Below are 25,730 nucleotides of genomic sequence, written 5' to 3' on the forward strand. Positions count from 1 at the left end.
CGCCGTGTGTGGATATTCTCCGCGGGCAGCCAGAGCGCCAACCAAGGTTGGCGTCTACCGAGGGCATGCGGACCCACAGTAGATCCACGCCGTGCGTGGATGGGCTGTCCCTGCGAAGAGCGGTGCCAACCCCGGCAGCAGGCCCAGACAGTGCACGCGGCTGCGGTTGCCGGCCAGCGGCCGGCACTACCCGCAGATCCATGCCGTGCGTGGATGCGGTGCCAGCCAAGGTTGGCACCGCCCCACGGAAGGCCTGGAAGCGGTCTTTTTCTGACCCATCACGCAAAAGCAGGCAAAAAAACGGCGCCCTGCGGGCGCCGTTCTGATCAGGATCGAATTGAAGGCCCGGATCAGGCGGCCCGCGAGACCTCGTGCGGTTCCTGCTGGCGGAAGACCGAGACCGCTTCGGTCAATGTCCAGGCCTGGCTCTGCAGCTCGCGTGCTGCTGCGGTTGCTTCTTCCACCAATGCCGCGTTCTGCTGCGTGGCCTGGTCCATCTGCACCACGGTCTGGTTGATCTGCTCGATACCGATCGACTGCTCCTGCGAGGCCGCCGAGATCTCGCGCATCAGGTGACTGACGTTCTCCACACCACCGGCAATGCCCTGCATGCGCAGACCAGCGTCGGCCACCAGCTGTGCGCCTTCACCGACCTGGCGTCCGGCTTCGTCGATCAGCTTCTTGATCTCCTGCGCGGCGGCGGCTGACCGCTGCGCCAGAACGCGCACTTCGCTGGCCACCACGGCGAAGCCACGGCCCTGCTCGCCGGCGCGGGCGGCTTCCACCGCTGCGTTCAACGCCAGGATATTGGTCTGGAAGGCGATGCCGTCGATCACGCCGGTGATATCGCCGATGCGCTTCGATGCACCTTCAATTGCCTGCATGGTATCGACCACGCGCTGCATGGCGGTGTTGCCGTCACTCGCCGCGCTCTGCGTAGACGCCGCCAGCTCACTGGCCTGACGGGCATGAGCGGCGTTCTGGCGCACGGTGGAGGTCAGCTCCTCCATCGATGCAGCAGTCTCCTGCAGATGCGCGGCCTGGCGTTCACTGCGTTCAGACAGTGCGCCATTGCCGGCGGCGATCTCGCTGGCCGCGGTACTGATCGAGGCCGCACATTGCTGGATGCGCCCGACCATGCGCGCCAGCTGGCCGGCCGTGGCATTCGCATCGCGCTGGATCGCGGCGAAGGCGCCGTGATACTCGCCGTGCATGCGCCGGTCCAGATCGCCATTGGCCAAGGCGGAAAGCATCTGCCGCACCTCGTCGACAGTGCCGCCCAGCGTATCCAGCAGCTGGTTGATGCCACCGGTCAGTCCATCCAGGAAGCTCGCACCTTCGCTCGCCTGCAGACGCTGGTCGAGATCGCCGGCGGCAGCGGCGGCAACAATGCCGGCCACTGCGTTCTCAAGCGACAGTTCATGCGTCCGGTCATGCCATTCCACGGCGAAACCGAGGCGCAGGCCCTGCGCATCGAACACCGGCGTGACCACCTGTGCGAAGTGCACCGGGCCGATCTGCACCTTGCCGTTGTGGGTGACCTGCAGGCCGTTGAGGATCGCGCGGATGCGGTCCGGGTTGGCGTGGAAGCGGTGGATGCTGCTGCCCACCAGGCGCTCGGCATCGAAGTCGGGGAAGGCCTGGCGCAGTGTTGCCTGCTGGTTACGCAGCAGGGCCACCACCGAGCGGTTCACGTAACGGATCACGTGGTCGTTGTCGGCAATCATCATCGCGGTGCGCGAGGCATCGAGCGCCTGGCGGATCTGCGCATTCTCGGCATGCGCTTCAGCCTCGCGCCCACGCTGCGCCTGTACGTGGCGGGCGGTATCGGCCAGCGCATGGGCCAGCGAACCGGGTGCATAGGCCGCGGTATCTGCATGTGCGCTCAGATCGGTGCCCGTAGCGATATCGCGCGCCAGTGCCGCCAGGCGGCGCGGGCCGTGGCCAAGCGCCTCGGTCTGCTGGCGCAGGCGCAGCGCGACCTGGCCGAGGAACACGGTCAGGCTGGCGAACAGGCCGGCCTGCAGCAACGTCGGTCCCACGGCTGCGCCGTGCAGCAGCGGTACCAGCAGGGCGAGGGTGCCAACACCACCGGCCAGCCATACCGGCAGGCGATCGCGGTGGCTGAGCAGCACGCCCAGCAGCAACGCGATCGGCAACGCTGGCGACAGGCCGACGATCGCGCACAGCAATGCCAACTGCAGCGACAGCAGCAACGCCAGGCCGTTGCGGGCGATGCTGCGGCCCGCCTGTGGACCGGCGAGCCAGAGGGCGGGCAGCACGGCGGCCGCCGCCAACGCGGCGCCCGGTACGTGGGGCCCACGCAGGGCCAGCACCAGGCCAGCCATAGCCAACGCCGCACTGCCGATCAGCAGTCGACGGTCAGCGCGGTGAGCGAGCTGCTGCAGATGCGGCAGGCGAACGGTATCGGGGGGACGGGAGGATGCAGCGGACATCGGCGACTCCTGGATCAGCAGACGACAGCGGCCACGCGGTGACGCACGCATGAGCGCGTGGCCAGGGCAGGGACCGGGAATTCGGGGAATGCGACGCAATCAACGTCGCGGAGACGGGGCACCGTGACCACATCCTGTGGGTGACGGTGCGATGGAGCAGGCATGCGGACTTCCTTGCAGGACCAGACACACGCCGCAGGTCCGACCGGACCTGCGTGCTGCGGACGCAGGGGCCCGCAACTGATGTATCGGCCGCAAACGCGCGGAGTGAAGCGCGCGGATACCTTTGCTCAGCCCGCGTTGCCGTTGCTGAAGAAGTGCAGGATCACGCCCGCGATCTGTTGCGGGTCTTCCATGTGCAGGTGATGATTGCCGGGAAACACCGCCAGCCGTCCATCACGCAGGTGCTGCAGGCGATCGCTGCGCATCGGCTCGGGATAATAGGACTGCGCCGGCGTGGCATAGATCACCTGTGTCGGGCAGGCGATGGCCTGCAGCAGGTTGTCGATCTGGCCTTCACTGAGGCGGATCGCGGTGGGCAGCATCAGGCGTGGATCGCTGCACCAGCGGTAGCCGCCTTCAACCGGTTCCACGCCACGCTCGACCAGCAGGCGTGCGCAGCCTTCGCTGAGCTGGTTGGTCATCATCCGCGCACGGATGGGTGCGGCCAGATCGGGAAACACGCGCAGCTGCTTGCGTGCCAGTGCGCGCGTGGCATTCACATGCTCGCGCAGGCGGTTGGCGGTTTCTTCCTCGGGACCACGCAGGCCGCCGAGTGCTTCGATCGCCACCAGGCGCTCGACGCGATCACTGACCGAGGCGGTGAGGCTGGCGATGCCGGCGCCCATTGAATGGCCGAGCAGGCTGAAACGGTCCCAGCCCAGTGCATCGGCCACATCGAGCACGTGGCAGATGGCGGCGGCCGTGGTGTAGCTGGCACCGGCCGGCAGATGTGCGCTGTGACCGTGGCCGGGCAGATCGATGGCCACCAGCTGCAACGACGACAGGTGCGGCGCAAGCGGCACGAAGCTGGCCGCGTTGTCGAGCCAGCCATGCAGGGCCAGCACGCGCGGGCCGTCGGCGTGGTTGCGCAGACCGGCGACGCGCGCGCCAGCGACCTCCAGCTCAAACGGTTGCAGACTCATGCCAGCGAGGCCACGGCCAGCCGCGCAAGCGCACGTGCGTGCTCCGGTTCGGCGTTGAGGCAGGGGATGTAACGCATCGTCGCGCCGCGCTCGGCCAGTGTTTCGGTGAAGCCCAGTGCCACTTCTTCCAGCGTTTCCAGACAGTCGGTGGCGAAGCCGGGGCAGACCACGTCGATCTGCTTCACGCCGGATTCGGCCAGCGCCCACAGGCTCGGCTCGGCATACGGCTGCAGCCAGCGCTCGCGGCCGAAGCGCGACTGGTAGCCCATCTGCCACTCGTCCCTGCCCAGGCCCAGCGCGTTGGCGATGGCCTGTGCGCTGGCTTCGCAGCGCTGCGGATACGGATCGCCCCCATCAGCCAGGCGCTGCGGAATGCCATGAAAGGAGAACATCAGTTTCTGGCCACGGCCGTGCTGTTCCCAGTAACGCTGGATGGAACCGGCCGCGGCCTCGACCCAGCCCGGGTCGACCGAATAGTCGCGCACCAGGCTGACGGTGACGCCAGGATTGCGGCGCTGCCAGGCATCAACACGGTCTTCGACCGAGGCGGTGGTGGTGGTGGAGTACTGCGGATACAACGGCAGCACCACGATGCGGCGCGCGCCTTCGGCGGCCAGGCGGTCGAGCTCGCTGGCCAGGGCCGGTTTGCCGTAGCGCATCGCGTGGCGCACTTTCAGGGTCGGCAGCAGGGCCTGCATGGCCTGCGCCAGCTGACGCGTATGCACCATCAGCGGTGAGCCCTCCGGCAGCCAGACCTGGGCGTACTTGGCCGCTGAACGGCTGCTGCGCAGCGGCAGGATCAGCCCGCGCAGCAACGGCTGCCACAGCAGTGCCGGGATCGAGACCACGCGGGGGTCGGACAGGAATTCAGCCAGGTAACGGCGTACGGCGGGAGCCGTCGGCGTCTCGGGCGTGCCTAGGTTGACCACCAGCACGGCGGTATCGGGTGCGTCGAGCATGGGGTGCATTGTCGCCGATCCGGTGCCGCGCCGGGATGCAGGGTTCGGATTGCAGGCATAGCGGGCATCTATGTGAGCAGGGAGCGCTCATTGGCGATTCATGACAACACTACTAATTTCAGTCACTTGCTATATCTTCCTATGGACTGACTTCTGGAGCCTGCCATGCGTCGCCCGATCCAAGCCCTGCTGATCGCCGCCAGCCTGCTGTCCAGCCAGGCCATGGCCGGACCGCAGGAAGACCAGCGTGCGCGCAATGCCGTGCGCGTGCTGGCTGAAATCCAGGAAATCCCTGAACAGGGCATTCCGGACAAGTTGCTCGACGAAGGCCGCGCGGTCATCGTCATTCCCGACACGATCAAGGCCGGTCTGGTCATTGGTGGCCGTCGGGGCCACGGCCTGATGTCGGTGCGCATGCCCAATGGCGCGTGGTCCAGCCCGGTATTCGTCAAGCTGACCGGTGGCAGCATCGGCTTCCAGGCCGGCGTGCAGTCTTCCGACGTAGTGCTGGTGTTCCGCAACGACCGCAGCCTGGACAACCTGGTCAACGGCAAGTTCACGCTGGGCGCCGACGCAGGCGTTGCCGCCGGTCCGGTCGGCCGCAATGCTGCTGCCGCCACCGACGGCCAGCTGAAGGCCGAGATCTGGTCCTGGTCGCGCGCGCGCGGCCTGTTTGCGGGCGTCGCCCTCGATGGTGCGGTGCTGCAGATCGATGATGCCGCCAACCTTGACGCCTACGGCAGCAACACCACGCCGCGCATGATCTTTGAAGGCCGTGCCGCCGGTTCGCCGTCGATGGATGTGGTCGCGTTCCGCGACCGCCTGGAAGAGGCCACCTACGCCGCTCGCAACAACCGCAACGGCAACGGTGGCAACGCGCCGCGCCCGGCAGCGGCCCCGGCGGCAGCTCCGGCGCCTGTTCAGGCAGCGCCGGCCGCCCCCGCTGAAGCTACCACGGCGCCGCTGCAGAACGTGCCGCAGAACCCGCCGCCGCAGCAGCAGGGCTTCCAGCCGGTCAACGACGGCGAGATCCGCACGGAAACGCTGGGCGGAAACTGACTTTCGTCACGCGCGCCGGCTAACACCCGGTGCGCTATGCTCGACAGCCTGATCACTAACGTAACGAGCGTCTTTATGGGCAGTTTCAGCATCTGGCATTGGTTGGTCGTGCTGGCCATCGTCCTGCTGGTGTTCGGCACCAAGCGCCTGACCAGTGGCGCCAAGGATCTCGGTTCGGCGGTCAAGGAATTCAAGAAGGGCATGCGCGACGAGGACAAGCCGAACGCGCAGCTGGGCGACGAGTCGCGCAGCCAGGACGCCTCGCGTGCCGCGCAGGACGAGCACGACCGCACCCCTCGCTGATCCGGAGCGGTCGCGGTGTTTGATATCGGCTTCAGCGAACTGCTGGTGATCGCGGTGGTCGCCCTGGTGGTGCTCGGTCCCGAGCGCCTGCCCAAGGCGGCCCGCTTCGCTGGCCTGTGGGTGCGACGCGCCCGCAATCAGTGGGATTCGGTGAAACAGGAACTGGAACGCGAACTGCAGGCCGAAGAGATCAAACGGCAGATGCAGGACGTGCGCCAGGGCATGCAGGACACCGAGAACCAGCTGCGTGCCAGCGGCGAAGCGATCCGTCGCGAAGCCCAGCAGGCGCAGCAGCAGGGTGATGACCTGGTGCAGGAAGTACGCGCGCCGGCGCCCGCGGATCTTCCGCCGCACATGAGCACCGCGCCCGACGCCGATGTGCCCGTACCGGAGAGCGCTGCTCCCGAGCCGGCGCCGGCAACACCCCCTGAAGCCGGTGCGACGCCGCCGCAGAGCACGGAGCGCCAGCCATGAGTGAACAGGATTTCGGCGAAAGCTCGCTGGTTGAGCATCTGGTGGAACTGCGTGGCCGCCTGGTACGCGCATTGCTGGGACTGGGCGTGGTGCTGCTGGGCCTGCTGCCGTTTACCCAGAAGCTCTACAACGCACTGGCCGAACCGCTGGTCTCGCAGCTGCCGAACGGGCAGACGATGATCGCCACCAATCCGGCCGGTGCCTTCTTCGCACCGCTGAAGCTGACTTTCTTCGTGGCCCTGTTCGTGGCCGTGCCGTGGCTGCTGTACCAGCTGTGGGCCTTCGTCGCGCCCGGCCTGTATGCGCGCGAGAAGCGCCTGGCGGTGCCGTTGCTGGTGTCCTCGGTGCTGCTGTTCTACACCGGCTGTGCCTTTGCCTACTTCCTGGTGCTGCCGGCGGTGTTCCACTTCCTCACCACCTTCAGCCCGGACGTGATCGCGATCACCCCGGATGCGAACGCCTACCTGGATTTCGTGCTGGCGATCTTCTTCGCTTTCGGCGGCAGTTTCGAGCTGCCGGTGGCGATGGTGATCCTGGTGCTGCTGGGCTGGGTGACGCCGCAGCAGTTCAAGGAAGGCCGCGGTTACGCGATCGTCGGCATCTTCGTGGTGGCGGCGGTGCTGACCCCACCGGACGTGGTCTCGCAGCTGATGCTGGCGATCCCGATGTGCCTGCTCTACGAGCTGGGCATCCACGCCGCACGCTGGCTGGTGCCGTCGTCGGTAGTGAAGAAACCCGCCGCCTGAAAGAAAAAAGGGGACGGAGGGGATTAAGTCGTTCATGCCCAGTGTGTGCAGCTAACGACTTAATCCCCTCCGTCCCCTTTTTCCGTCAGGCGTGGAACACGTCGCTCGAGGTCGGCGTGGTCGGGATCGGTGGTGCGGCGCGGCTGCCGCGGTGCACGAACATCTGCTTCCATGCGGCGTAGACCGCGCCGACATACAGCGGCATCAGCACCGTGGTCAGCACCAGCTGGGCGATGAAGGCGGCGGCCAGCGGGCCACCGATCAGCATCGCGATCTGGATCACGATCACGAACAGGATGTACATGCAGAACGCGGCGATCAGGCCGAGTACGGCGAACACGAACATCGCGCCGATGTTCTCGATGCAGCCCTGCAGGCTCAGGCGCAGCGCATGCATGCCGCTCTGCTTGTCGAACACCACCAGCGCCGGCTGGGTGAACATCGCCAGCGACAGTGCCACCGCGCTCAGGAACACCAGCAGCATCCACAGCGCGATGCGCTTGGCCGGCAGGTTGGCGACCAGCGCGGCCGCATCATCCGGCTTGATCTGCTGGCCACTGCGGCTGATCTCTTCCATCTTGGTCATGACCTCGCTGAAGGCGGTGAAGCCCTCGCGGCCGATCATCATGAACAACAGCGCGCCCAGCAGCAGGACCGCCAGCACCTGGATCGCCAGCGGCACCAGCAGGTGGCTGACGCGGTGGTCGCGGATCGGCTGCAGCAGGTGCGAGGCCAGGCCCGGGCGGCCTTCGTCGATCTCGCCCACGGCATACAGCATGCCGCCGAACATGATCGGCGAAATGGCCAGGGTCATGAGCTGTACTGCCATGCCGGCGGCGCCGGGAATCAAGGTCGACAGCAGGGTCACCACCCAGCTCACCAGCAGCCAGGTCAGGCCGATCCGGGCCAGCTGCAGCGGCGCACGCCGGTACAGGGAGAACGTATCCAGCAACCACTGGGCGCCCGCCGAGGCCGGCAGCTTGCGAATCTCTTTCATGGACATCCGGGAAGGACAGGAGGGGGCCGGGCGGCTGCCCGTGCCGCCGATTATCCCTGTTTTGCCACCGGCTGGGCTGAAGACAGCCGCGCCTGGCGGACGAAGCGGCGCAACAGCTGGCGGGCCAGCGGTGCGGCGCTGACCGCGCGCTCGATGCTGCGGGCGCAGCCGCCGTGGCGGCCGATGCAGTCGGCGCGGGCGCGCACGTAGCCGCGCATGTGGTGGGTGGCGAATTCCGGATGGAACTGCACGCCCCACGCCTGGCGGCCCCAGCGGAAGGCGTGGCAGCCGTCCAGCGGCGAACGTGCCAGCACTTCGGCACCTTCCGGCGCGCGCAGCACGGTCTGCAGGTGGGTGGCATGGGCGGCGAAATGCTGCGGCAGACCCTGGAACAGCGGGTCCTGCGCGGCCTGCGGCTGCAGTTCCAGCTCGATCGTGCCGGACTCGCGGCCAGCCGGGTTGTAGGCCACCTCGCCACCCAGCGCGTGCGCCAGCAGCTGGTGGCCGTAGCAGATGCCGAACACGGGCAGGTCGTCGTGCGCGGTCTGGCGCAGCCATGCGGCGCTGCGCTCACTCCATTCGGCGTGGTCGGTGACGAAGGCGGCCGAGCCGGTCACCAGCACGCCAGCGAAGCCATGCGGGTCGGGCAGGGCATCCCCGTGTTCGACATCGACCACCACCGTCTCGTGCTCTTCCAGCCCGGCGGCGACGCGGATCCAGTGCGGAAAGCGCCCGTAGCGGCGCAGCGACGGCACCGGTCGGCCGGTTTCAAGGATCAGGAACGGGGCTGGGTTCATCCGGGGGCGGCAGGACTGACAGGACTTCCTCGATTGTAGTCAGCCCCTGCGCCACCTTTTCAAGCCCGGCCTGACGCAGGGTTCGCAGCCCTTCAGCCCGCGCGGCACGGGTGAAACCGGCCAGATCCATGTCGGCGCGGATCTGCCCGCGCAGCCGCGAGCCCAATGGCAGCAACTCATACAGGCCGATGCGGCCGAGGAATCCGGTGCGCCGGCACTCCAGGCAACCGACCGGCCGACAGGGCGTGGCGGCATCTGGATATGCGGCATGGCTATCAGCCAGCACCGCCCAGTCGGCGGCGCCGAGGCTGTGCGGCTGCTTGCAGTGCGGGCACAGCGTGCGCACCAGGCGCTGGGCGAGGATGCCGTTGAGGGTGCTGGCCAGCAGGTAGTGCGGCACGCCCAGGTCGAGCAGGCGGGTGACCGCCGAGGGCGCGTCGTTGGTATGCAGGGTGGACAGCACCAGATGGCCGGTCAGCGAGGCCTGCACCGCCATCTGCGCGGTTTCCAGGTCGCGGATCTCGCCGATCATGATGATGTCCGGGTCCTGCCGCAGCAGGGTGCGCACGCCGCTGGCGAAATCCAGGTCGATGTTGGTCTGCACCTGCATCTGGTTGAACTCGGGCGCGATCATCTCGATCGGGTCCTCCACCGTGCACACGTTCACGTCCGGCGTGGCTAGGCGCTTCAGCGTCGAATACAGGGTGGTGGTCTTGCCCGAGCCGGTCGGGCCGGTCACCAGCACGATGCCGTGCGGACGCTCCACCAGCGCATTCCAGCCCGCCGCCTCCTGCGGGCTGAAACCGAGCTGGTCGATGCTCTTGAAGGCGGCATCCGGGTCGAAGATGCGCATCACGCATTTCTCGCCGAAGGCGGTGGGCATGGTCGACAGGCGCATCTCGACCTCGCGGCCGCCCGGCGAACGGGTCTTGATGCGGCCATCCTGCGGGCGCCGGCGCTCGGCCAGGTCCATGCGGCCGAGCACCTTGATGCGGCTGACCACGGCGGTCATCACCGCCGGCGGCACCTCGAACACCTTGTGCAGCACGCCGTCGATGCGGAAGCGCATGCGTCCCATCTCGCGGCGCGGCTCCAGGTGGATGTCCGAAGCGCGCTGTTCATAGGCGTACTGCAGCAGCCAGTCGACGATATGCACGATGTGCTGGTCGTCGGCATTGACGTCGCCGGTGCGGCCCAGCTCTACCAGCTGCTCGAAGCTGGGCAGGGTGGTGTTGGCTTCGCCGCGCACGTCACCCCGGGCGCCGCGCACCGAGCGGGTCACCCCGTAGAACTCCATGGTGTAGCGGTGCAGGTCAAGCGGATTGACCACCGCCAGTTCGATGCGGCGCCGGGTCAGGTGCTGCAGGTCGCGGCGCCATTCCTGTACCAGCGGCTCGCTGGTGGCCACCAGCACGCGCTCGGCATCCACTGCCAGCGGCAGGAAGCGATGCCGGCGCGCGTAGGCATGGGAGACCAGCGCGGTGACCGCGGCGACGTCGACCCGGGTCGGGTCGATGCGCAGGTAGCGGCTGCCGGTGCGCTGCGCCAGCCATTCGGTGAGGCGCTCCAGGGTCAGTTCGCCACCGCCGTTGGCGGCCAGCTTGAGGTTGGACAGCAGCACCAGCGGGTGCACTTCACTGGCGTTGCGCGCGCCCTGCGCGGAAAAGCGCATGCGCTCGCGGTCCTGCTCGGCCACCAGGCCATCGGCAATCAGGGCTGCGGCAATCTGCTCGAAATGCAGCCGTCCCCAGGGCAGCGCGACGCCGCCCGCTTCGCCGGGCGTGCCGACCGGCAGCCGATGTTCCATCTGCCTGCTCCTCCCGGGTACGGAATGCCCCGCAGGTCGGCCGTTATACTAGCGCACCCCCTTTGCCGGCCAAGAATCGTCCGCATGTCCGCGACCCCGACCGTTCCGATCACCTTCCAGGGCCTGATCCAGACCCTGAACCAGTTCTGGGCCCAGCAGGGCTGCGTGCTCATCCAGCCGCTCGACCTGGAGGTGGGCGCCGGTACCTTCCACCCGGCCACCTTCCTGCGTGCGATCGGTCCGGAAAGCTGGAACGCGGCCTACGTGCAGCCCTCGCGGCGCCCGACCGACGGCCGCTACGGCGAGAACCCGAACCGCCTGCAGCGCTACTACCAGTACCAGGTGGCGATGAAGCCGGCGCCGGACAACATCCAGCAGCTGTACCTGGATTCGCTGAAGGCACTGGGCATCGATCCGCTGGTGCACGACCTGCGTTTCGTCGAGGACAACTGGGAATCGCCGACGCTGGGCGCCTGGGGCCTGGGCTGGGAAGTCTGGCTCAACGGCATGGAAGTGACCCAGTTCACCTACTTCCAGCAGGCCGGTGGCCTGGAGTGTCGTCCGGTGCTGGGCGAGATCACCTACGGTCTCGAGCGCCTGTGCATGTACCTGCAGAACTGCGACAACGTCTACGACCTGGTCTGGACCTACGGCCCGGACGGCCAGCCGGTGACCTACGGCGACGTCTACCACCAGAACGAGGTGGAGCAGAGCACCTACAACTTCGAATACGCCGACGTGGAAGAGATGTTCCACCGTTTCGACGCCTGCGAACGCGAAGCGCAGAAGCTGGTGGAAGTGAACCTGCCGCTGCCGGCCTACGAGCAGGTGATGAAGGCCAGCCACACCTTCAACCTGCTCGATGCGCGCCGCGCGATCAGCGTGACCGAGCGCCAGCGCTACATCCTGCGCGTGCGCGCGCTGGCCCAGGCGGTGGCCAAGGCGTACTACGAGCAGCGCGAGAAGCTGGGCTTCCCGGGCGCGAAGAAGGCCTGACGGCCGCTCTCCCCCTTACTCCGGGGCGCCGGACGCGTCGCGCGCTGCGCCCCCACCACAGGATTGAAACGATGAGCCAACTGTCCCCCCTGCTGATCGAACTGGGCACCGAGGAGCTGCCGGTCAAGGCGTTGCCGGGCCTCGCCCAGGCGTTCTTCGATGGCGTTGTCGACGGCCTGCGCAAGCGCGGCGTCGCACTCGAGCTGGGCGATGCGCGCCCGCTGTCGACCCCGCGCCGCCTGGCCGTGCTGCTGCCGGGCGTGGGCCTGGAACAGCCGGAACAGCACAGCGAAGTGCTGGGCCCGTACCTGAACATCGCGCTGGATGCCGAAGGCCAGCCGACCAAGGCCCTGCAGGGCTTTGCCGCCAAGGCCGGGATCGACTGGACCGCGCTGGAAAAGACCACCGACAACAAGGGTGAGCGCTTCGTGCACCGCGCGGTGACCCCGGGCGCGAGCACCGCCAGCCTGCTGCCGGAGATCCTGCGCGAGGCGATTGCGGCGATGCCGATTCCCAAGCCGATGCGCTGGGGTGACCACGCCTGGGGCTTCGCGCGCCCGGCCCACTGGCTGGTGCTGCTGCACGGTGCCAACGTGGTCGAGGCCGAGCTGTTCGGCCTGCAGGCCGGTCGCGTCAGCCGTGGCCATCGTTTCCACCACGACCAGGCGGTGTCGCTGGCCCAGCCGCAGGATTATGTTGAAGCCCTGCGTGCCGCCTTCGTGCTGGTCGACCCGAGCGAACGCCGTGCGCGCATCGTTGCCGAGGTGGAGGCCGCTGCGGCCAAGGCCGGTGGCAGCGCCCGCATCACCGACGACAACCTGGAGCAGGTGGTGAACCTGGTCGAATGGCCGTCGGCAGTGCTGTGCAGCTTCGAACGCGCGTTCCTGGCGGTGCCGCAGGAAGCGCTGATCGAGACGATGGAGATCAACCAGAAGTTCTTCCCGGTGCTGGATGCCGCTGGCACCCTGACCGAGAAGTTCATCGGCATCGCCAACATCGAATCGAAGGACGTGGCCGAAGTGGCCAAGGGCTACGAGCGCGTGATCCGCCCGCGCTTCGCCGATGCCAAGTTCTTCTTCGACGAGGACCTGAAGCAGGGCCTGGTGTCGATGGGCGACGGCCTGAAGACGGTGACCTACCAGGCCAAGCTGGGCAGCGTGGCCGACAAGGTGGCGCGCGTGGCCGCCCTGGCCGAAGTGATCGCACCGCAGGTGGGTGCCGACGCCGGGCAGGCCAGGCGTGCCGCCGAACTGGCCAAGAACGACCTGCAGTCGCGCATGGTCAACGAGTTCCCGGAGCTGCAGGGCATCGCTGGCCGCCACTACGCCGTGGCCGGTGGCGAACCGGAAGAAGTGGCGCTGGCCATCGACGAGGCCTACCAGCCGCGTTTCGGCGGTGACGACATCGCGCTGTCACCGCTGGGCAAGGTGCTGGCCATTGCTGAACGCGTGGACACGCTGGCCGGCGGTTTCGCCGCAGGCCTGAAGCCGACCGGCAACAAGGACCCGTTCGCCCTGCGCCGCAATGCGCTGGGCCTGGCCCGCACGATCATCGAAAGCGGCTACGAGCTGGACCTGCGCGCGCTGCTGGCCAGCGCCAACGCCGGCCTGGCCGCGCGCAACGTGCAGGCCGACGTCGGTGAGCTGTACGACTTCATCCTCGACCGCCTGAAGGGCTACTACAGCGACAAGGGCGTGCCGGCCACGCACTTCAACGCGGTGGCCGAGCTGAAGCCGGCCTCGCTGTACGACTTCGACCGCCGCCTGGATGCGATCGGCACCTTCGCCGCGCTGCCGGAAGCCGAGGCGCTGGCTGCGGCCAACAAGCGCATCCGCAACATCCTCCGCAAGGCCGAAGGCGACATTCCGGCCCAGATCGACCCGGCGCTGCTGCAGGAAGACGCCGAGCGCGCGCTGGCTGAAGCCGTCACCGCGGCCATCGACGACACCGGCGCCAGCCTGCAGCACAAGGACTACGTGGCTGTGCTGGCACGCCTGGCCCGCCTGCGCCCGCAGGTCGACGCGTTCTTCGACGGCGTGATGGTCAATGCGGAAGATCCGGCGCTGCGCGGCAACCGCCTGGCGCTGCTGACCATGCTGGGCGAGCGCCTGGGCAAGGTCGCGGCGATCGAGCATCTGTCGAGCTGATGCCCGTACCGGTAGTGCCGGCCGCTGGCCGGCATTGCCACCGCGCATCGGATCGATCTGTGGGTTGCCGGCCAGCGGCCGGCACTACCGGATCACCGCTGGCGGATGTCCATCGGGGTCATTGCCGGCATCGCGCACGATGCCGGCAACCTCGCCTTCGATTGCGATGATCGCCACAAAGGCGCGTATTTTGACCGCCACTTAACAACCGATCCCGAATGACGTGATGCATTTCGCATCGTCACCTTCGGTCGGTATGCTGTGCCGCATGCAGCCAAAGAAATACGCCCTGCCGCTGATGGTCCTGTCGCTGGCCGCCACCTCCGTGGTCCACGCGCGCGGCACCATCGACAAGGTGGACATCAAGGGATTGGACAAGGGCGACGACGCCGCAATCATCGAGAACATCCAGGAATCGCTGTCGCTGTACGACACGATCGGCAAGGAACAGGGCGAATCGCGCCTGGAGTACCTGCTGTCCCAGGCCGAGCGGCAGACCCGCCAGGCACTGGAACCGTTCGGGTACTACAACCCGGTGATCAAGGTCGAGGCGCCGCGCGAGGACGAGCATGTCCGCGTGCTGATCCACGTCGACAAGGGCACCCCGGTCACCGTGCGCCGCGAGCACATCGACATCACCGGCCCGGCGATGTACGACCAGTACCTGCAGGACGACCTGGCCGCGTTCAAACCGCGCAAGGGCCAGCGCTTCGTGCATACCCAGTACGAAGCCAGCAAGATCACCATTACACGCCGCCTGGCCGAGCGCGGCTACTTCGACGCCGACTACACCCAGCGCCAGGTGCAGATCACCCGCGCCGACAATGCCGCCGATATCGACCTGACCTGGGACAGCGGCCGCCGCTACAACATGGGCCCGGTGCGCTTCGAACAGGATTACTTCGTCGACAAGCTGTTCGATCCGCTGGTGTACTGGGACCAGGGCAGCTACTACCACGAGGGCAAGCTGGACCGCCTGCGGCAGTCGTTGACCAAGCTGGACTATTTCAGCGTGATCGACATCCAGCCGCGCCCGGACGAGGCCGACGAGAACGGCGACGTGCCGGTGGACGTGAAGCTGACCCGCGCCAAGCGCACGATCTATACCGCCGGTCTGAGCTACGGCAGCGAAAGCGGCCCGGGCGTGCGCGGGGGCATCGAGCGGCGGTTCCTGAACAACCGCGGCCACAAGATGAACACGCAGCTGGACTATGCGCAGAAGCGCAAGAGCCTGGTCACCAGCTACCGTATCCCGGCGTTCAACTGGCTCGATGGCTGGTACACCTTCGCCGCCAGCGCGTACGACGAGCAGACCGACTACATCGACCTGCGCAACTTCAAGCTGATTGCCAGCCGCAGCGGCGAGATCAACGAGCACTGGACCGCGATCGCCTCCATCAATGCGCTGCGCGAGCGCTGGCGCTATGCCTCAGGCACCGAGTTCACCAGTGCGGTGTACAACACGTCGACGCTGGTCTACCCGCAGATGGTTGCCGACTACGTCAACGTCGATGACGAGATGTTCCCGCGCAAGGGCATCAGCGGTACCGCGACGATGCGTGCCGGCGTCGAAGGTGCCGGCTCGGACACCAGTTTCGTGCAGGCCAATGCCGTGCTGCGCTGGTACATCCCGGTGGGCGAAAGCAACCGCCTGATCCTGCGTGGCGAAGGCGGCACCACCTGGACCAGCGATCTGGTGGCAATGCCGCCCAGCCTGCGCTACTTCGCCGGCGGTGACCGCAGCATCCGTGGCTATGCCTACCGCGAAGTCGGTCCGCGGACCCCGGCACCGGACAAGTACGCGCTCGGGGCCAAGAACCTGGTGATCGGCTCGGCCGAGTACGAGCACTATTTCAATGGCGGCCCCTGGGGCGCGGCGGTGTTCGTCGATACCGGCAGTGCCTTCGACAACACCATCGACCTGCATACCGGCGTTGGCTTCGGCGTGCGCTGGAAATCGCCGGTGGGCCCGGTGCGCATCGACGTGGCGCACGGCCTGAACAACCCGGATTCGCAGTTCCAGCTGTACCTGAACATCGGAGCGGACCTGTGAGCACGCCCGCACCGACTCCGACCCCGAATACGCCGCCGCCGCGCGTGCGCTTCTATCGTCGCCGCCGCTTCTGGGCATGGTCCGGCGCCGGCGTGATCGGCCTGGTGCTGCTGGCCCTGCTGGCGGTGTACTGGCTGCTGCAGACCGTGGCCGGCCGCGACGTGCTGCTGGCACAGGTGGTGGCGCGGCTGCCCGTGGGCGCCAGCTTCACCTGGGACAAGGTGGACGGCCCGGTGGCCGGTCCGCTGACCCTGTACAACGTCGACTTCCGCTACGACGACATCCATTTCCACGCCGAGCGTGCCCATCTGGAGCCGGACCTGCGCCCGCTGCTGGGCCGCAAGCTGCTGCTGGACAAGCTGGAGCTGACCAACGCGACGTTGAACCTGGCCAAGAGTGACGAGCCGTTCAAGCTGCCGTCGTGGCCCGATTCGCTGCCGCAGATCGAAATGCCGCTGGCGATCCAGGCCGATGCCATTGCCATCGACGGCTTCCGCATCAGCCAGGCCAACGAGCCGGTGATCGACATCAGCCGTGTGCGTGGTGGCATCGAGATCGCCAACGGCGAGTTCCAGGCGCACAAACTGGTCGTGGACAGCGACATGGGCAATTTCACCGCCCAGGGCCGCTACATCCCGGCCAAGGACTACGACACCGACGTGACCGTCACCGCAGTGTTGCCGGCCCCGCGTGGCCGTACCGCAGCGACGGTGGGGCTGGTGGCACGCGGTGACCTGTCGCACATGGAAGTGGCGGTGGCCGGGCGTGCGCCGAAGCCGCTGCACGCGATGCTGGTGTTCGATGGCCGCACCGACCCGACCTGGAGCGCCACGGTGCGCAGCGACGAACTGGACCTGGCGCTGCTGTCACCGGCGTTGGCCAGCTCGGCGATCGCACCGCTGGCGCTGGACTTCACCGCCGCCGGCAAGGGCGGCAACGCCAACCTGCGTGGCAAGGTGAAGCAGGGCGATCACGAACTGGAACTGGCACCGTCGGTGGTGTCGTTGCAGGACCAGGTCCTGAAGGTCTCGCCGCTGCTGGTGAAGGGCCTCGGTGGCGAAGCCCGCCTGGAGGGCACGGCCGATTTCAGCCAGGAAGACCAGCAGAAGCTCAATTTCTCGGTGGTCGCACACGATCTGACCTACGTGCCGGCGCCCGATCCGAACACCGCCGGCAGCGCACCGGTGCCGGTGACCCTGAAGGAAGCGCGCTTCGGCCTCGCCGGTACCCTGAAGGCCTGGGCCGCGATCGGCCGCGCCGAGGTCGAGCGTGACGCGCAGAAGGCGCAGCTGCGCTTCGACGTGCGCGGCAACGACCAGGCCGCGTCGATCCACCAGCTGCAGGCGCAGACCCCGGGTGGCCAGCTGCAGGTGGAAGGCCAGGTGGCCTGGGCGCCGCAGCTGGACTGGGACGCCAAGGCCACGCTGAAGGACTTCGACCCCGGCTATTTCGTGCCAGGCTGGAACGGTCGCCTGTCCGGCAACCTGGCCTCCAAGGGACGCCAGCTGCCGCCGCCGGCCAATGCCGCGCCTGGCACCGCCGGTACGCTGGAAGCCACGGTTGACCTGCCGTCGCTGAAAGGCGTGCTGCGCCAGCGCAACCTCGACGCACAGGGCAAGTTCGCGCTGCAGGGCGAGCAGGGCCAGGGTGACCTGAAACTGTCGCTGGGCAGCAGCCGGGTGACCGCTTCAGGCAAGGTCGGTGACCGCCTCGACATCGATGCGCGCTTCGAGCCGCTGCAGTTGAGCGACCTGTTGCCGGGCGCCGATGGTGGCCTGCGTGGCCAGGTGCAGGTGAAGGGCCCGCGCGATGCGCCGGACATCACCGCCGACCTGGTTGGCAACAATCTCAACTGGGACGGCTACGGCGCCGAGAGCGTGAGCATCAAGGGCCACCTGCCGTGGCGCGGCGACAGCGGCACGCTGGCGGTGCAGGGCCAGCAGGTCAATGCCGGCATGCTGCTGGAACGCTTGAACGTGGATGCGCAGGGGAGTGTCTCCAACCTGCGCCTGGCGGCGCAGGCCCGCAACGAGATGGGGGCGGTCGAGCTGCAGGGCAGTATCCGCCAACAAGGCGCGCAATGGCGTGGCGAGCTGGCCGCGCTGCGCATCGCACCGGTGAAGGGCGATGCCTGGTCGCTGCGTGCGCCGGCGGCGTTCGCGATCAATGGCAGCAGCTACACGCTGGGCGAAGCCTGCCTGGCCGCCGCCAGCAGCGGTGCACTGTGTGCACAGGCCAACTGGCCACGCGAGGGCCTGGTGGTACGAAGTGATGCGCTGCCGCTGGCGCTGGTGCAGCCATGGTTGCCGCCGCAGTCCGGTCGTCGCATCTACCTGCGCGGCGATGTCAGCCTGGACGCGCAGATCCGCCCGCGCGGCAACGCCTGGGAAGGCCACGTGGAAGTGCGCTCGAAGGAAGGCGGCGTGCGCCTGGGCGAGAGCCGCAACACCGTGGGCGATACCACCCGTGGCGAACTGGTGCGCTATGACCAGTTCTCGCTGAAGCTCGACATGACCCCGGCCAGCATCAAGGGCTACCTGGGCATGGGCTTCCAGGGCAACGGCTTCGTCGATGCGAAGATGCAGACCGGCTGGGAAGCCAGCGCGCCGTTGAACGGCGAGCTCTACCTCAACATGTCGCGGCTGTACTGGCTGGAGCTGTTCTCGCCGGACATCGTGCGCCCCACCGGCCTGATCGAAGGCCACGTCAGCCTGCGTGGCACGCGTGGCCAGCCGTCGCTGGGCGGTGATGCGCAGCTGAGCAACTTCAAGGGCGAATTCCCCGCGCTCGGCCTCACTTTCGATCAGGGCAAGGGCAGCTTCGTCGCCCAGCCCGACGGTTCGGCCAAGATCACCGCGCAGGCCAACTCGGGCCAGGGCACGCTGTATGTCGACGGTGGCCTGTCGTGGTTCGGTGATGCACAGCCGCTGCAGCTGAAGATCCACGGCGAGAACGTGCTGCTGTCCAACACCAGTGAACTGCGCATCGTCGCCAATCCCAACCTCGACTTCACCCTGGCCAAGGCGGCGATGGAGCTGCGCGGTACCGTGCACGTGCCCGAAGCGGACATCGACATCGAGCGGCTGGACCGCGGCACCTCGGTGTCTGAAGACGTGGTGGTGCTCGATCCGGCCGACCCGGAAGAGTCACGCACCTCGCCGCTGGACATGGATCTGGTGGTCAGCCTCGGCGACAAGGTGAAGATGACCGGCTTCGGGCTGAAGGGCGCGCTGACCGGCAAGATGCAGGTCTGGGCCAAGCCCGGCCGCGAGATGACCGCCAATGGTGGGCTGGAAGTGAGCGGCCGCTACAAGGCGTATGGGCAGGACCTGACCATCACCCGTGGCAACCTCACCTGGAACTACAACGCGGTGTCCGACCCGCGCGTCAACATCCGTGCCGAGCGCCGGGTCGGTGATGTCACCGCCGGCATCGACGTCACCGGACGTGCGCAGCAGCCGCGTGCCGATGTGTGGTCCGATCCGGCGATGTCGCAGTCCGAAGCGCTGGCCTACCTGGTGCTGGGACGCAGCCTGACCGGTGCCAGCAGCGACCAGACCCAGCAGGTCAACGCGGCCTCGGCGGCACTCTCTGCAGGCAGTGGCCTGCTGGCCTCGCAGCTGGGCGCCAAGCTGGGCCTGGACGATGCCGGCGTAAGCCAGTCGCGCGCGCTGGGTGGCTCGGTGATCGGTGTCGGCAAGTACATCTCGCCCAAGCTGTACGTCGGTTACGGCGTGTCGCTGGTCGGTGCCGGTTCGGTGATCACGCTGAAGTACCTGCTGCGTCGCGGCTTCGACGTGGAAGTGGAATCGAGCACGGTGGAAAACCGCGGTTCGATCAACTGGCGACGGGAGAAGTAACGATGCGGTAGTGCCGGCCGCTGGCCGGCAACTGCACCGTATCTCCCGAGTTGCGTGGGTTGCCGGCCAGCGGCCGGCACTACCGTGCACGACGCCCCCAACCATCGGCCGTTGCCCCATCCGGCCCCAACGGCTATGGTCCCGGGCTGTTCTGTCGTACCGGATTGCCCATGTCACCACGCAAAGCCCTTCCCACCGCCCTGGCCCTGGGCCTGACCCTCGCCGCCGGTGCCCACGCCGATGAAGGCATGTGGATGCCGACCCAGCTGCCGGAACTGGCCAAGCCGCTGCAGGCCGCAGGCTTCAAGGGCAATCCGGCCGACCTGGCCAACGTCACTGCGCCGCCGCTGAGCGCGGTGGTGCGTGCCGGTGGTGGCACCGGCTCGTTCGTGTCCAGCGACGGCCTGCTGCTGACCAACCACCACGTGGCGATGGGCGTGATCCAGTACAACAGCTCGCCCGAGCACGACCTGATCAACGGTGGCTTCATCGCCAGGGACCGCGCCGACGAGCGCCCGGCCAACCCGGACTTCCGCGTACTGGTCACCGTCGGCTTCGACAAGGTGACCGACCAGGTGCTGGCGCAGGCGCGTGGCAAGACCGGCCGTGCCTACTTCAATGCCGTGGATGCGGCCAGCAAGCAGATCGTGGCCGAGTGCGAGAAGGACGGCAGCGTGCGCTGCTCGGTGGCCAACATGTACTACGGCACCGATTTCTACCGCATCGCCCAGCTGGAACTGAGCGACGTGCGCCTGGTGTACGCGCCGCCGCGTGCGATCGGCAACTATGGCGATGAAATCGACAACTTCATGTGGCCGCGCCACACCGGCGACTTCACCCTGCTGCGCGCCTATGTCGGCAAGGACGGCAAGCCGGCCGCGTACAGCAAGGACAACGTGCCCTACCAGGCGCCGGCGCACCTGCAGATGTCGGTGGAAGGCCCGAAGGAAGGTGACTACGCGATGCTGGCCGGTTACCCGGGGATCACCTATCGCCACCGTACCGCGGCCGAATTCGCTGGCCAGATCGATACTGTGCTGCCGCGCCGCGTATCGGTGTTCCAGCAGATGATCGACACCATCGAGGCCGCCAGCGCCAAGGACGCGCAGGCGCGTACCCGCTACGCCTCGCAGCTGCAGTCGCTGAAGAACAACCGCAAGCGCGCCGCCGGTGAGCTGGAAGGCCTGCTGCGCAGCGACGCCAAGGCCCAGCGTGCCGCCGACGAGACGGCGATGCTGGCTGCCACCGACCGCAAGTACCAGGGCGATATCAAGGCGCTGCTGACCAACCTGTCGCAGGGCGCGGCGGTGGGCGAACGCGACCTGCTGCTGGACCAGATGGCCGCACAGAGCCAGCTGCTGCGCTCGGCGCTGCTGCTGGAACGCCTGCGCATCGAATCGGCCAAGCCGGACGCGCAGCGCGAGAGCGGTTTCCAGCAGCGCGACCAGGCGATGATCGAAGGCGTGCTCAAGCAGGTCCAGCGCCGCTACGCGCCGGAGGTCGAGAAGGCGCTGCTGACCACCCTGCTGACCCGCTACCAGCAGCTGCCGGACGCGCAGCGCGTGGCCGAGTTCGACGCGGCCTTCGGCCGTACCCCGGAGCAGCTGTCAGCGGCGCTGGATATCCTGTACGCCGGCACCCAGCTGGGTGAGGAGGCACAGCGCCTGTCCCGTTTCGCTGCTGCGCGCGAAGGCAAGGCGCTGGCCGCCGATCCGCTGATCACCGTGGCCGGCCCGCTGGTGGCCGCGCAGCTGCGCATCGAGAACGAAAGCAAGACCCGCGAAGGCGAGCAGCTGCGCCTGCGCCCGGCCTACATGCAGGCGCTGTTCGCCTGGCGTGCCAAGCAGGGCCGCGCGGTGTACCCGGATGCCAACCGCACCCTGCGCATCAGCTACGGCAAGGTCGAGGCGCTGCATCCGCGCGACGGCGTGACCTACTCGCCGGTGACCACCGTGGCCGGCATCGTCGAGAAGAACACCAACGCCTATCCGTTCGATGCGCCCAAGCCGCTGCTGGCCGCGATCGCCAAGGGTGACTTCGGCAGCACCGCCGACCCGGCGCTGAAGACCCAGACGGTCAACTTCCTGACCAACCTGGATACCACCGGCGGCAACTCCGGCTCGCCGGTGCTCAACGCCAAGGGCGAACTGATCGGCCTGAACTTCGACAGCAACTGGGAATCGGTCAGCGCCAGCTGGTGGTTCGACCCGCGCTACAAGCGCGCCGTGCACGTGGACATGCGCTACCTGCGCTGGCTGCTGGCCAAGGTCTACCCGGCGCCGGAACTGCTGAAGGAAATGGGCGTGCCGGCCCAGTAAGAAGCCGGCCACGACCAACGGTCGTGGCCCGCACCGCGGAAGCCCCCACCCTGGTGGGGGTGGTTGCCCCCAACGAGCCCGTACACCCGGCCATGCCTGGCCTACACTGCGGGTTCCTCCGACGGAAACGCGCGCGTGGTCTCCAGCTGGATCCTGCTGCTGGTCTCGGTTGCCTATGCCGCGCTGCTGTTCGGCGTGGCGTGGTGGGGTGACCGTCGGCCGATGTACCCCGACCGGCCGTGGCTGCGGCCGGTGGTCTACAGCCTGGCACTGGCCGTGTACTGCTCGTCGTGGACCTTCTACGGCGCGGTCGGCACCGCCGTGCGCAACGGCGTGGGCTACCTGCCGATCTATATCGGTCCGTTGCTGCTGCTGTTGTTCGGCTGGCGCATCATCGAGCGCCTGGCGCTGATCGCACGCAGCCAGAACGTGGTGTCCATCGCCGACTTCATCTCATCGCGCTTCGGCCGCTCGCGGCGGCTGGCGGCGCTGGTGGCGATCATCGCGCTGATCGGCATCATTCCGTACCTGGCCCTGCAGTACAAAGCGGTGGCGATGAGCCTGCAGGTACTGACCGGCAACACCGGCCCCACTGGCTTCTTCACCGATCCCGCGCTGTACGTGGCGCTGCTGATGGCGTTGTTCGCCACCCTGTTCGGTACCCGCCAGGTCGATGCCACCGAACACCATCACGGCATGATGCTGGCGATCGCCTTCGAATCGGTGATCAAACTGTTGGCGATGCTGGCCGTGGGCGTGTTCGCCTACCTGTGGCTGAGCAACCGCACCGACGCGGTGGTCGAGTCGGTGCATACGCTGTTCACCGGCCTGCCGCCGGTGGGCTTCATCTCGCAGACCCTGCTCAGCTTCCTCGCCATCATCTGCCTGCCGCGCCAGTTCCACGTGGCCGTGGTCGAGTGCGGTGACGTGCGCGATGTGCGCCGCGCGCGCTGGATGTTCGGCGGCTACCTGGTGCTGATCTCGGGCATGGTGCTGCCGATCGCCACCGCCGGCGTGACCCTGTTCGGCACCGGTGGCAGCGTCGCCGACGACTCGATGGTGCTGGCCCTGCCGCTGGCCGAGGGCCGCAACGCGCTGGCGCTGATCGCCTATGTGGGCGGCTTCTCGGCGGCCACCGGCATGGTGATCGTGTCGTCGATCGCGCTGGCCACCATGGTCAGCAACGACCTGGTGATGCCGGTGCTGCTGCGCCGGAGCGGTGACCACCAGGAGGCCGCCGACGTCGCCTCGCGCGTGCTGTGGATCCGCCGCCTGGCGATCCTGCTGCTGGCGCTGATGGCCTACAGCTACTACCGCACCAGCAGCAACGACAGCACGCTGGCCTCGTATGGCCTGATGGCGTTCGCAGCGGTGGCGCAGTTCGCGCCCGGTCTGATCGGCGGCCTGTACTGGCGAGGCGCCAGCCGTCGTGGCGTCGAGACGGGCATGCTGCTCGGTTTCGCCACCTGGCTGTACACCCTGCTGCTGCCGGCGATGACCATGGCCGGCTGGGTCGATGCCGCCTGGGTGCAGCACGGCCCGTTCGGCATCGAGTGGCTGCGGCCGCAGCAGCTGTTCGGCATGACCGGCTGGGACCCGCTGACCCACGGCACGTTCTGGTCGCTGCTGGTCAATGCAGCGACGATGATGCTGGTGTCCGCGCGCTGGCGGCCCGGCGTCGACGAGCGGCTGCGCGCCGCACCCTTCCTCGACCCGTATGCCGAGCGCCCGTCGGTGGCCGGTGGCTGGCCTGGTCACGTGCACGTGGGTGACCTGCTGGCACTGGCCTCGCGCGTGGTTGGCGAGCGCCATGCGCGGCGTTCGTTCTTCGAGCAGGCGCAGTCGCTGGGCCGCGAGCTGCAATCCTCGGCGCCTGCGGACCGGCCGTGGGTGCAGTTCACCGAGCGCCTGCTGGCCGCGTCGATCGGTGCGGCGTCGGCACGCCTGTTGCTGACCAGCCTGTTGCGTGGCTCGGGCATGGATCTGGGTGAAGTGGTGGCGGTGCTGGACGAAGCGGGGCAGGAGCTGCGTTTCAACCGCGAGATCCTGTCGACCACGCTGGAGAACATCAGCGCCGGGGTCAGCGTGGTCGACCCGGACATGCGCCTGACCGCGTGGAACCGACGTTACCAGGACATGTTCGGCTACCCCGACGGCATGCTCTACGTGGGCCGCCCGGTGGCCGACCTGATCCGCTACAACGCCGAGCGCGGCGAGCTGGGCGAGGGCGATATCGAGGTGCAGATCAATCGCCGCATCGGCTACATGCGCGCTGGCTCACCGCACGTGTTCGAGCGCACCCGAAGCGATGGCAAGGTGATCGAGATGCGCGGCCAGGCGCTGCCCGGTGGCGGCTACGTGACCAGCTACAACGACATCACCGACTACAAGCACGCGGAAAAAGCGCTGCTGGAAGCCAACGAGACGCTGGAACAGCGTGTGGCCGAACGCTCGCATGAGGCCGAGGTCGCGCAGCAGTCGAAGACCCGTTTCCTGGCAGCGATCAGCCACGACGTGCTGCAGCCGCTGAACGCAGCGCGCCTGTTCGCTTCGGCACTGCGCGACAGTGATCACGTGAGTGACGAGCAGAAGCATCTGGCCGAGCGCGTGGACGCGTCGCTGCGCGCGGCCGAAGAACTGCTCGATGGCCTGCTGGATGTATCGCGTCTGGATGCCGGTGGCCTGCACCCGGTGATCGGCGAGTTCGACGTGAGCGCGTTGATGCGCGAACTGGCCGCGCAGTACACCCCGGTCGCCGCTGGTCGTGGCCTACGCCTGGACCTGTTCGCGCGCCCGGCGTGGGTGCGCAGTGACCGCCGCCTGCTGCGCCGCGTGCTGCAGAACTTCCTGGCCAACGCGCTGCGCTACACCCGCCAGGGCCGCATCGTGCTGGCCGTGCGCCAGCGCGGCGACGAAGTGGAGCTGCAGGTGTGGGATACCGGGCCCGGCATTCCCGAGCACCACATGCGGCAGATCTTCGACGAGTTCCACCGCTACCAGCAGCCGTTCGACTGGGGTGAGCAGGGGCTGGGACTGGGGCTGTCGATCTGCCAGCGCATCTCGCGCCTGCTTGACCATCGGTTGAACGCACGCAGCCGGGTCGGCAAGGGCTCGATGTTCTCGATCATCCTGCCGCGGGTGGCGCCATTGCCGGGTTATACCGAGCTGGCCACGCCGGTACAGGCGGTGGCCGCACCGGTACGCAGCGATTCGCTGGCGGGCCTGCGCGTGCTGTGCGTGGACAACGACGAGGAGATCCTCGACGGCATGCGCGCACTGCTCGGCCGTTGGCAGGTGCAGGTGATCACCGCCGCCACCGTTGACCAGGCGCTGGAAAAGATCGCCGAGCGCCCGCAGGTGATGCTGGTGGATTACCACCTCCACGACCGCATGGACGGCCTGGATGCGCTGGTGGCGTTGCGCGAGGCAGCCGGTTACCCGCTGCCCGGCGCACTGTTGACCGCCGATGGCCGCGACGAGCTGAAACGGATGGCGCGCGAACGCGGCTACCGCGTGCTGACCAAGCCGATCAAGCCCGCCTCGCTGCGCGCCTTCCTGGGCGCGCTGCGCGATGCGCAGTAGTGCCGGCCGCTGGCCGGCAACCACGTAATCG

At 67.8% G+C, this 25,730-nt stretch carries 16 protein-coding genes; 10 read left to right on the plus strand and 6 right to left on the minus strand.

Annotated features, from left to right (window positions below):
- Positions 1–350: 350 nt before the first annotated feature.
- The 3 genes from N5D91_RS01510 to hemH form a co-directional block, all read right to left on the minus strand.
- A complete protein-coding gene (locus N5D91_RS01510) occupies positions 351–2,456 on the minus strand; it encodes a methyl-accepting chemotaxis protein (RefSeq protein ID WP_180854133.1) in 2,106 nt (701 codons plus the stop codon).
- Positions 2,457–2,746: 290 nt separating this feature from the next.
- Positions 2,747–3,601, minus strand: coding sequence for an alpha/beta hydrolase (locus N5D91_RS01515; RefSeq protein WP_153857053.1), 855 nt, complete (start codon positions 3,599–3,601; stop codon positions 2,747–2,749).
- Positions 3,598–4,560 carry a ferrochelatase gene (gene hemH, locus N5D91_RS01520; protein WP_180854134.1) on the minus strand — a complete coding sequence of 321 codons (963 nt, stop codon included), beginning with the start codon at positions 4,558–4,560 and terminating at the stop codon, positions 3,598–3,600. Before hemH ends, N5D91_RS01515 begins: the two co-directional genes overlap by 4 nt.
- A gap of 165 nt (positions 4,561–4,725) precedes the next feature.
- Here hemH and N5D91_RS01525 point away from each other — a divergent pair, with 165 nt between their 5' ends.
- The 4 genes from N5D91_RS01525 to tatC all read left to right on the plus strand — a co-directional run bounded on the left by N5D91_RS01525 (position 4,726) and on the right by tatC (position 7,142).
- Positions 4,726–5,619 (plus strand): YSC84-related protein, encoded by an 894-nt coding sequence (locus N5D91_RS01525; RefSeq protein WP_164162419.1) that lies wholly within the window; start codon positions 4,726–4,728, stop codon positions 5,617–5,619.
- A gap of 75 nt (positions 5,620–5,694) precedes the next feature.
- Positions 5,695–5,922, plus strand: a complete 228-nt coding sequence (tatA, locus tag N5D91_RS01530) for a Sec-independent protein translocase subunit TatA (RefSeq protein ID WP_164162418.1) — start codon at positions 5,695–5,697, stop codon at positions 5,920–5,922.
- 15 nt (positions 5,923–5,937) lie between these two features.
- A complete protein-coding gene (gene tatB, locus N5D91_RS01535; RefSeq protein ID WP_180848214.1) occupies positions 5,938–6,396 on the plus strand; it encodes a Sec-independent protein translocase protein TatB in 459 nt (152 codons plus the stop codon).
- Positions 6,393–7,142: a twin-arginine translocase subunit TatC gene (gene tatC / locus N5D91_RS01540; RefSeq protein ID WP_110714192.1), complete on the plus strand. Its 750-nt coding sequence runs from the start codon at positions 6,393–6,395 to the stop codon at positions 7,140–7,142. The genes tatB and tatC overlap by 4 nt, the downstream gene beginning before the upstream one ends.
- An 85-nt stretch (positions 7,143–7,227) precedes the next feature.
- Here tatC and N5D91_RS01545 read toward each other — a convergent pair whose 3' ends face one another.
- The 3 genes from N5D91_RS01545 to N5D91_RS01555 are packed head-to-tail and all read right to left on the minus strand — an operon-like array spanning position 7,228 to position 10,743.
- Positions 7,228–8,139 (minus strand): BPSS1780 family membrane protein, encoded by a 912-nt coding sequence (locus N5D91_RS01545; RefSeq protein ID WP_110714191.1) that lies wholly within the window; start codon positions 8,137–8,139, stop codon positions 7,228–7,230.
- A gap of 50 nt (positions 8,140–8,189) precedes the next feature.
- Positions 8,190–8,936 carry a glutamine amidotransferase gene (locus N5D91_RS01550; protein ID WP_094002232.1) on the minus strand — a complete coding sequence of 249 codons (747 nt, stop codon included), beginning with the start codon at positions 8,934–8,936 and terminating at the stop codon, positions 8,190–8,192.
- On the minus strand, positions 8,908–10,743 hold the full coding sequence (locus tag N5D91_RS01555; protein ID WP_180854135.1) for a GspE/PulE family protein: 1,836 nt from the start codon (positions 10,741–10,743) through the stop codon (positions 8,908–8,910). The genes N5D91_RS01550 and N5D91_RS01555 overlap by 29 nt, the downstream gene beginning before the upstream one ends.
- Positions 10,744–10,827: 84 nt before the next feature.
- Between N5D91_RS01555 and glyQ the strand changes: the two genes are divergently transcribed.
- The 6 genes from glyQ to N5D91_RS01585 all read left to right on the plus strand — a co-directional run bounded on the left by glyQ (position 10,828) and on the right by N5D91_RS01585 (position 25,699).
- A complete protein-coding gene (gene glyQ / locus N5D91_RS01560) occupies positions 10,828–11,739 on the plus strand; it encodes a glycine--tRNA ligase subunit alpha (RefSeq protein WP_006403404.1) in 912 nt (303 codons plus the stop codon).
- 71 nt (positions 11,740–11,810) lie between these two features.
- On the plus strand, positions 11,811–13,886 hold the full coding sequence (gene glyS / locus N5D91_RS01565; protein WP_164162416.1) for a glycine--tRNA ligase subunit beta: 2,076 nt from the start codon (positions 11,811–11,813) through the stop codon (positions 13,884–13,886).
- 256 nt (positions 13,887–14,142) lie between these two features.
- A complete protein-coding gene (locus tag N5D91_RS01570) occupies positions 14,143–15,939 on the plus strand; it encodes an autotransporter assembly complex family protein (protein WP_110714188.1) in 1,797 nt (598 codons plus the stop codon).
- A complete protein-coding gene (locus N5D91_RS01575) occupies positions 15,936–19,799 on the plus strand; it encodes a translocation/assembly module TamB domain-containing protein (protein ID WP_180854136.1) in 3,864 nt (1,287 codons plus the stop codon). The genes N5D91_RS01570 and N5D91_RS01575 overlap by 4 nt, the downstream gene beginning before the upstream one ends.
- Before the next feature lie 170 nt (positions 19,800–19,969).
- A complete protein-coding gene (locus tag N5D91_RS01580) occupies positions 19,970–22,117 on the plus strand; it encodes a S46 family peptidase (RefSeq protein WP_180848193.1) in 2,148 nt (715 codons plus the stop codon).
- A 135-nt stretch (positions 22,118–22,252) separates the two neighbouring features.
- Positions 22,253–25,699: a PAS domain-containing hybrid sensor histidine kinase/response regulator gene (locus N5D91_RS01585; protein ID WP_121504100.1), complete on the plus strand. Its 3,447-nt coding sequence runs from the start codon at positions 22,253–22,255 to the stop codon at positions 25,697–25,699.
- Positions 25,700–25,730 lie beyond the last annotated feature (31 nt).

This window comes from Stenotrophomonas sp. GD03794 (assembly GCF_029842145.1).
Taxonomy (GTDB): domain Bacteria; phylum Pseudomonadota; class Gammaproteobacteria; order Xanthomonadales; family Xanthomonadaceae; genus Stenotrophomonas; species Stenotrophomonas riyadhensis.

Excerpts from the sequence above, each read along its gene's own strand:
- N5D91_RS01510 (WP_180854133.1), bottom strand. The coding sequence starts at position 2,456 with ATGTCCGCTGCATCCTCCCGTCCCCCCGATACCGTTCGCCTGCCGCAT.
- N5D91_RS01515 (WP_153857053.1), bottom strand. The coding sequence starts at position 3,601 with ATGAGTCTGCAACCGTTTGAGCTGGAGGTCGCTGGCGCGCGCGTCGCC.
- hemH (WP_180854134.1), bottom strand. The coding sequence starts at position 4,560 with ATGCTCGACGCACCCGATACCGCCGTGCTGGTGGTCAACCTAGGCACG.
- N5D91_RS01525 (WP_164162419.1), top strand. The coding sequence starts at position 4,726 with ATGCGTCGCCCGATCCAAGCCCTGCTGATCGCCGCCAGCCTGCTGTCC.
- tatA (WP_164162418.1), top strand. The coding sequence starts at position 5,695 with ATGGGCAGTTTCAGCATCTGGCATTGGTTGGTCGTGCTGGCCATCGTC.
- tatC (WP_110714192.1), top strand. The coding sequence starts at position 6,393 with ATGAGTGAACAGGATTTCGGCGAAAGCTCGCTGGTTGAGCATCTGGTG.
- N5D91_RS01545 (WP_110714191.1), bottom strand. The coding sequence starts at position 8,139 with ATGAAAGAGATTCGCAAGCTGCCGGCCTCGGCGGGCGCCCAGTGGTTG.
- N5D91_RS01550 (WP_094002232.1), bottom strand. The coding sequence starts at position 8,936 with ATGAACCCAGCCCCGTTCCTGATCCTTGAAACCGGCCGACCGGTGCCG.
- N5D91_RS01555 (WP_180854135.1), bottom strand. The coding sequence starts at position 10,743 with ATGGAACATCGGCTGCCGGTCGGCACGCCCGGCGAAGCGGGCGGCGTC.
- glyQ (WP_006403404.1), top strand. The coding sequence starts at position 10,828 with ATGTCCGCGACCCCGACCGTTCCGATCACCTTCCAGGGCCTGATCCAG.
- glyS (WP_164162416.1), top strand. The coding sequence starts at position 11,811 with ATGAGCCAACTGTCCCCCCTGCTGATCGAACTGGGCACCGAGGAGCTG.
- N5D91_RS01570 (WP_110714188.1), top strand. The coding sequence starts at position 14,143 with ATGCTGTGCCGCATGCAGCCAAAGAAATACGCCCTGCCGCTGATGGTC.
- N5D91_RS01580 (WP_180848193.1), top strand. The coding sequence starts at position 19,970 with ATGTCACCACGCAAAGCCCTTCCCACCGCCCTGGCCCTGGGCCTGACC.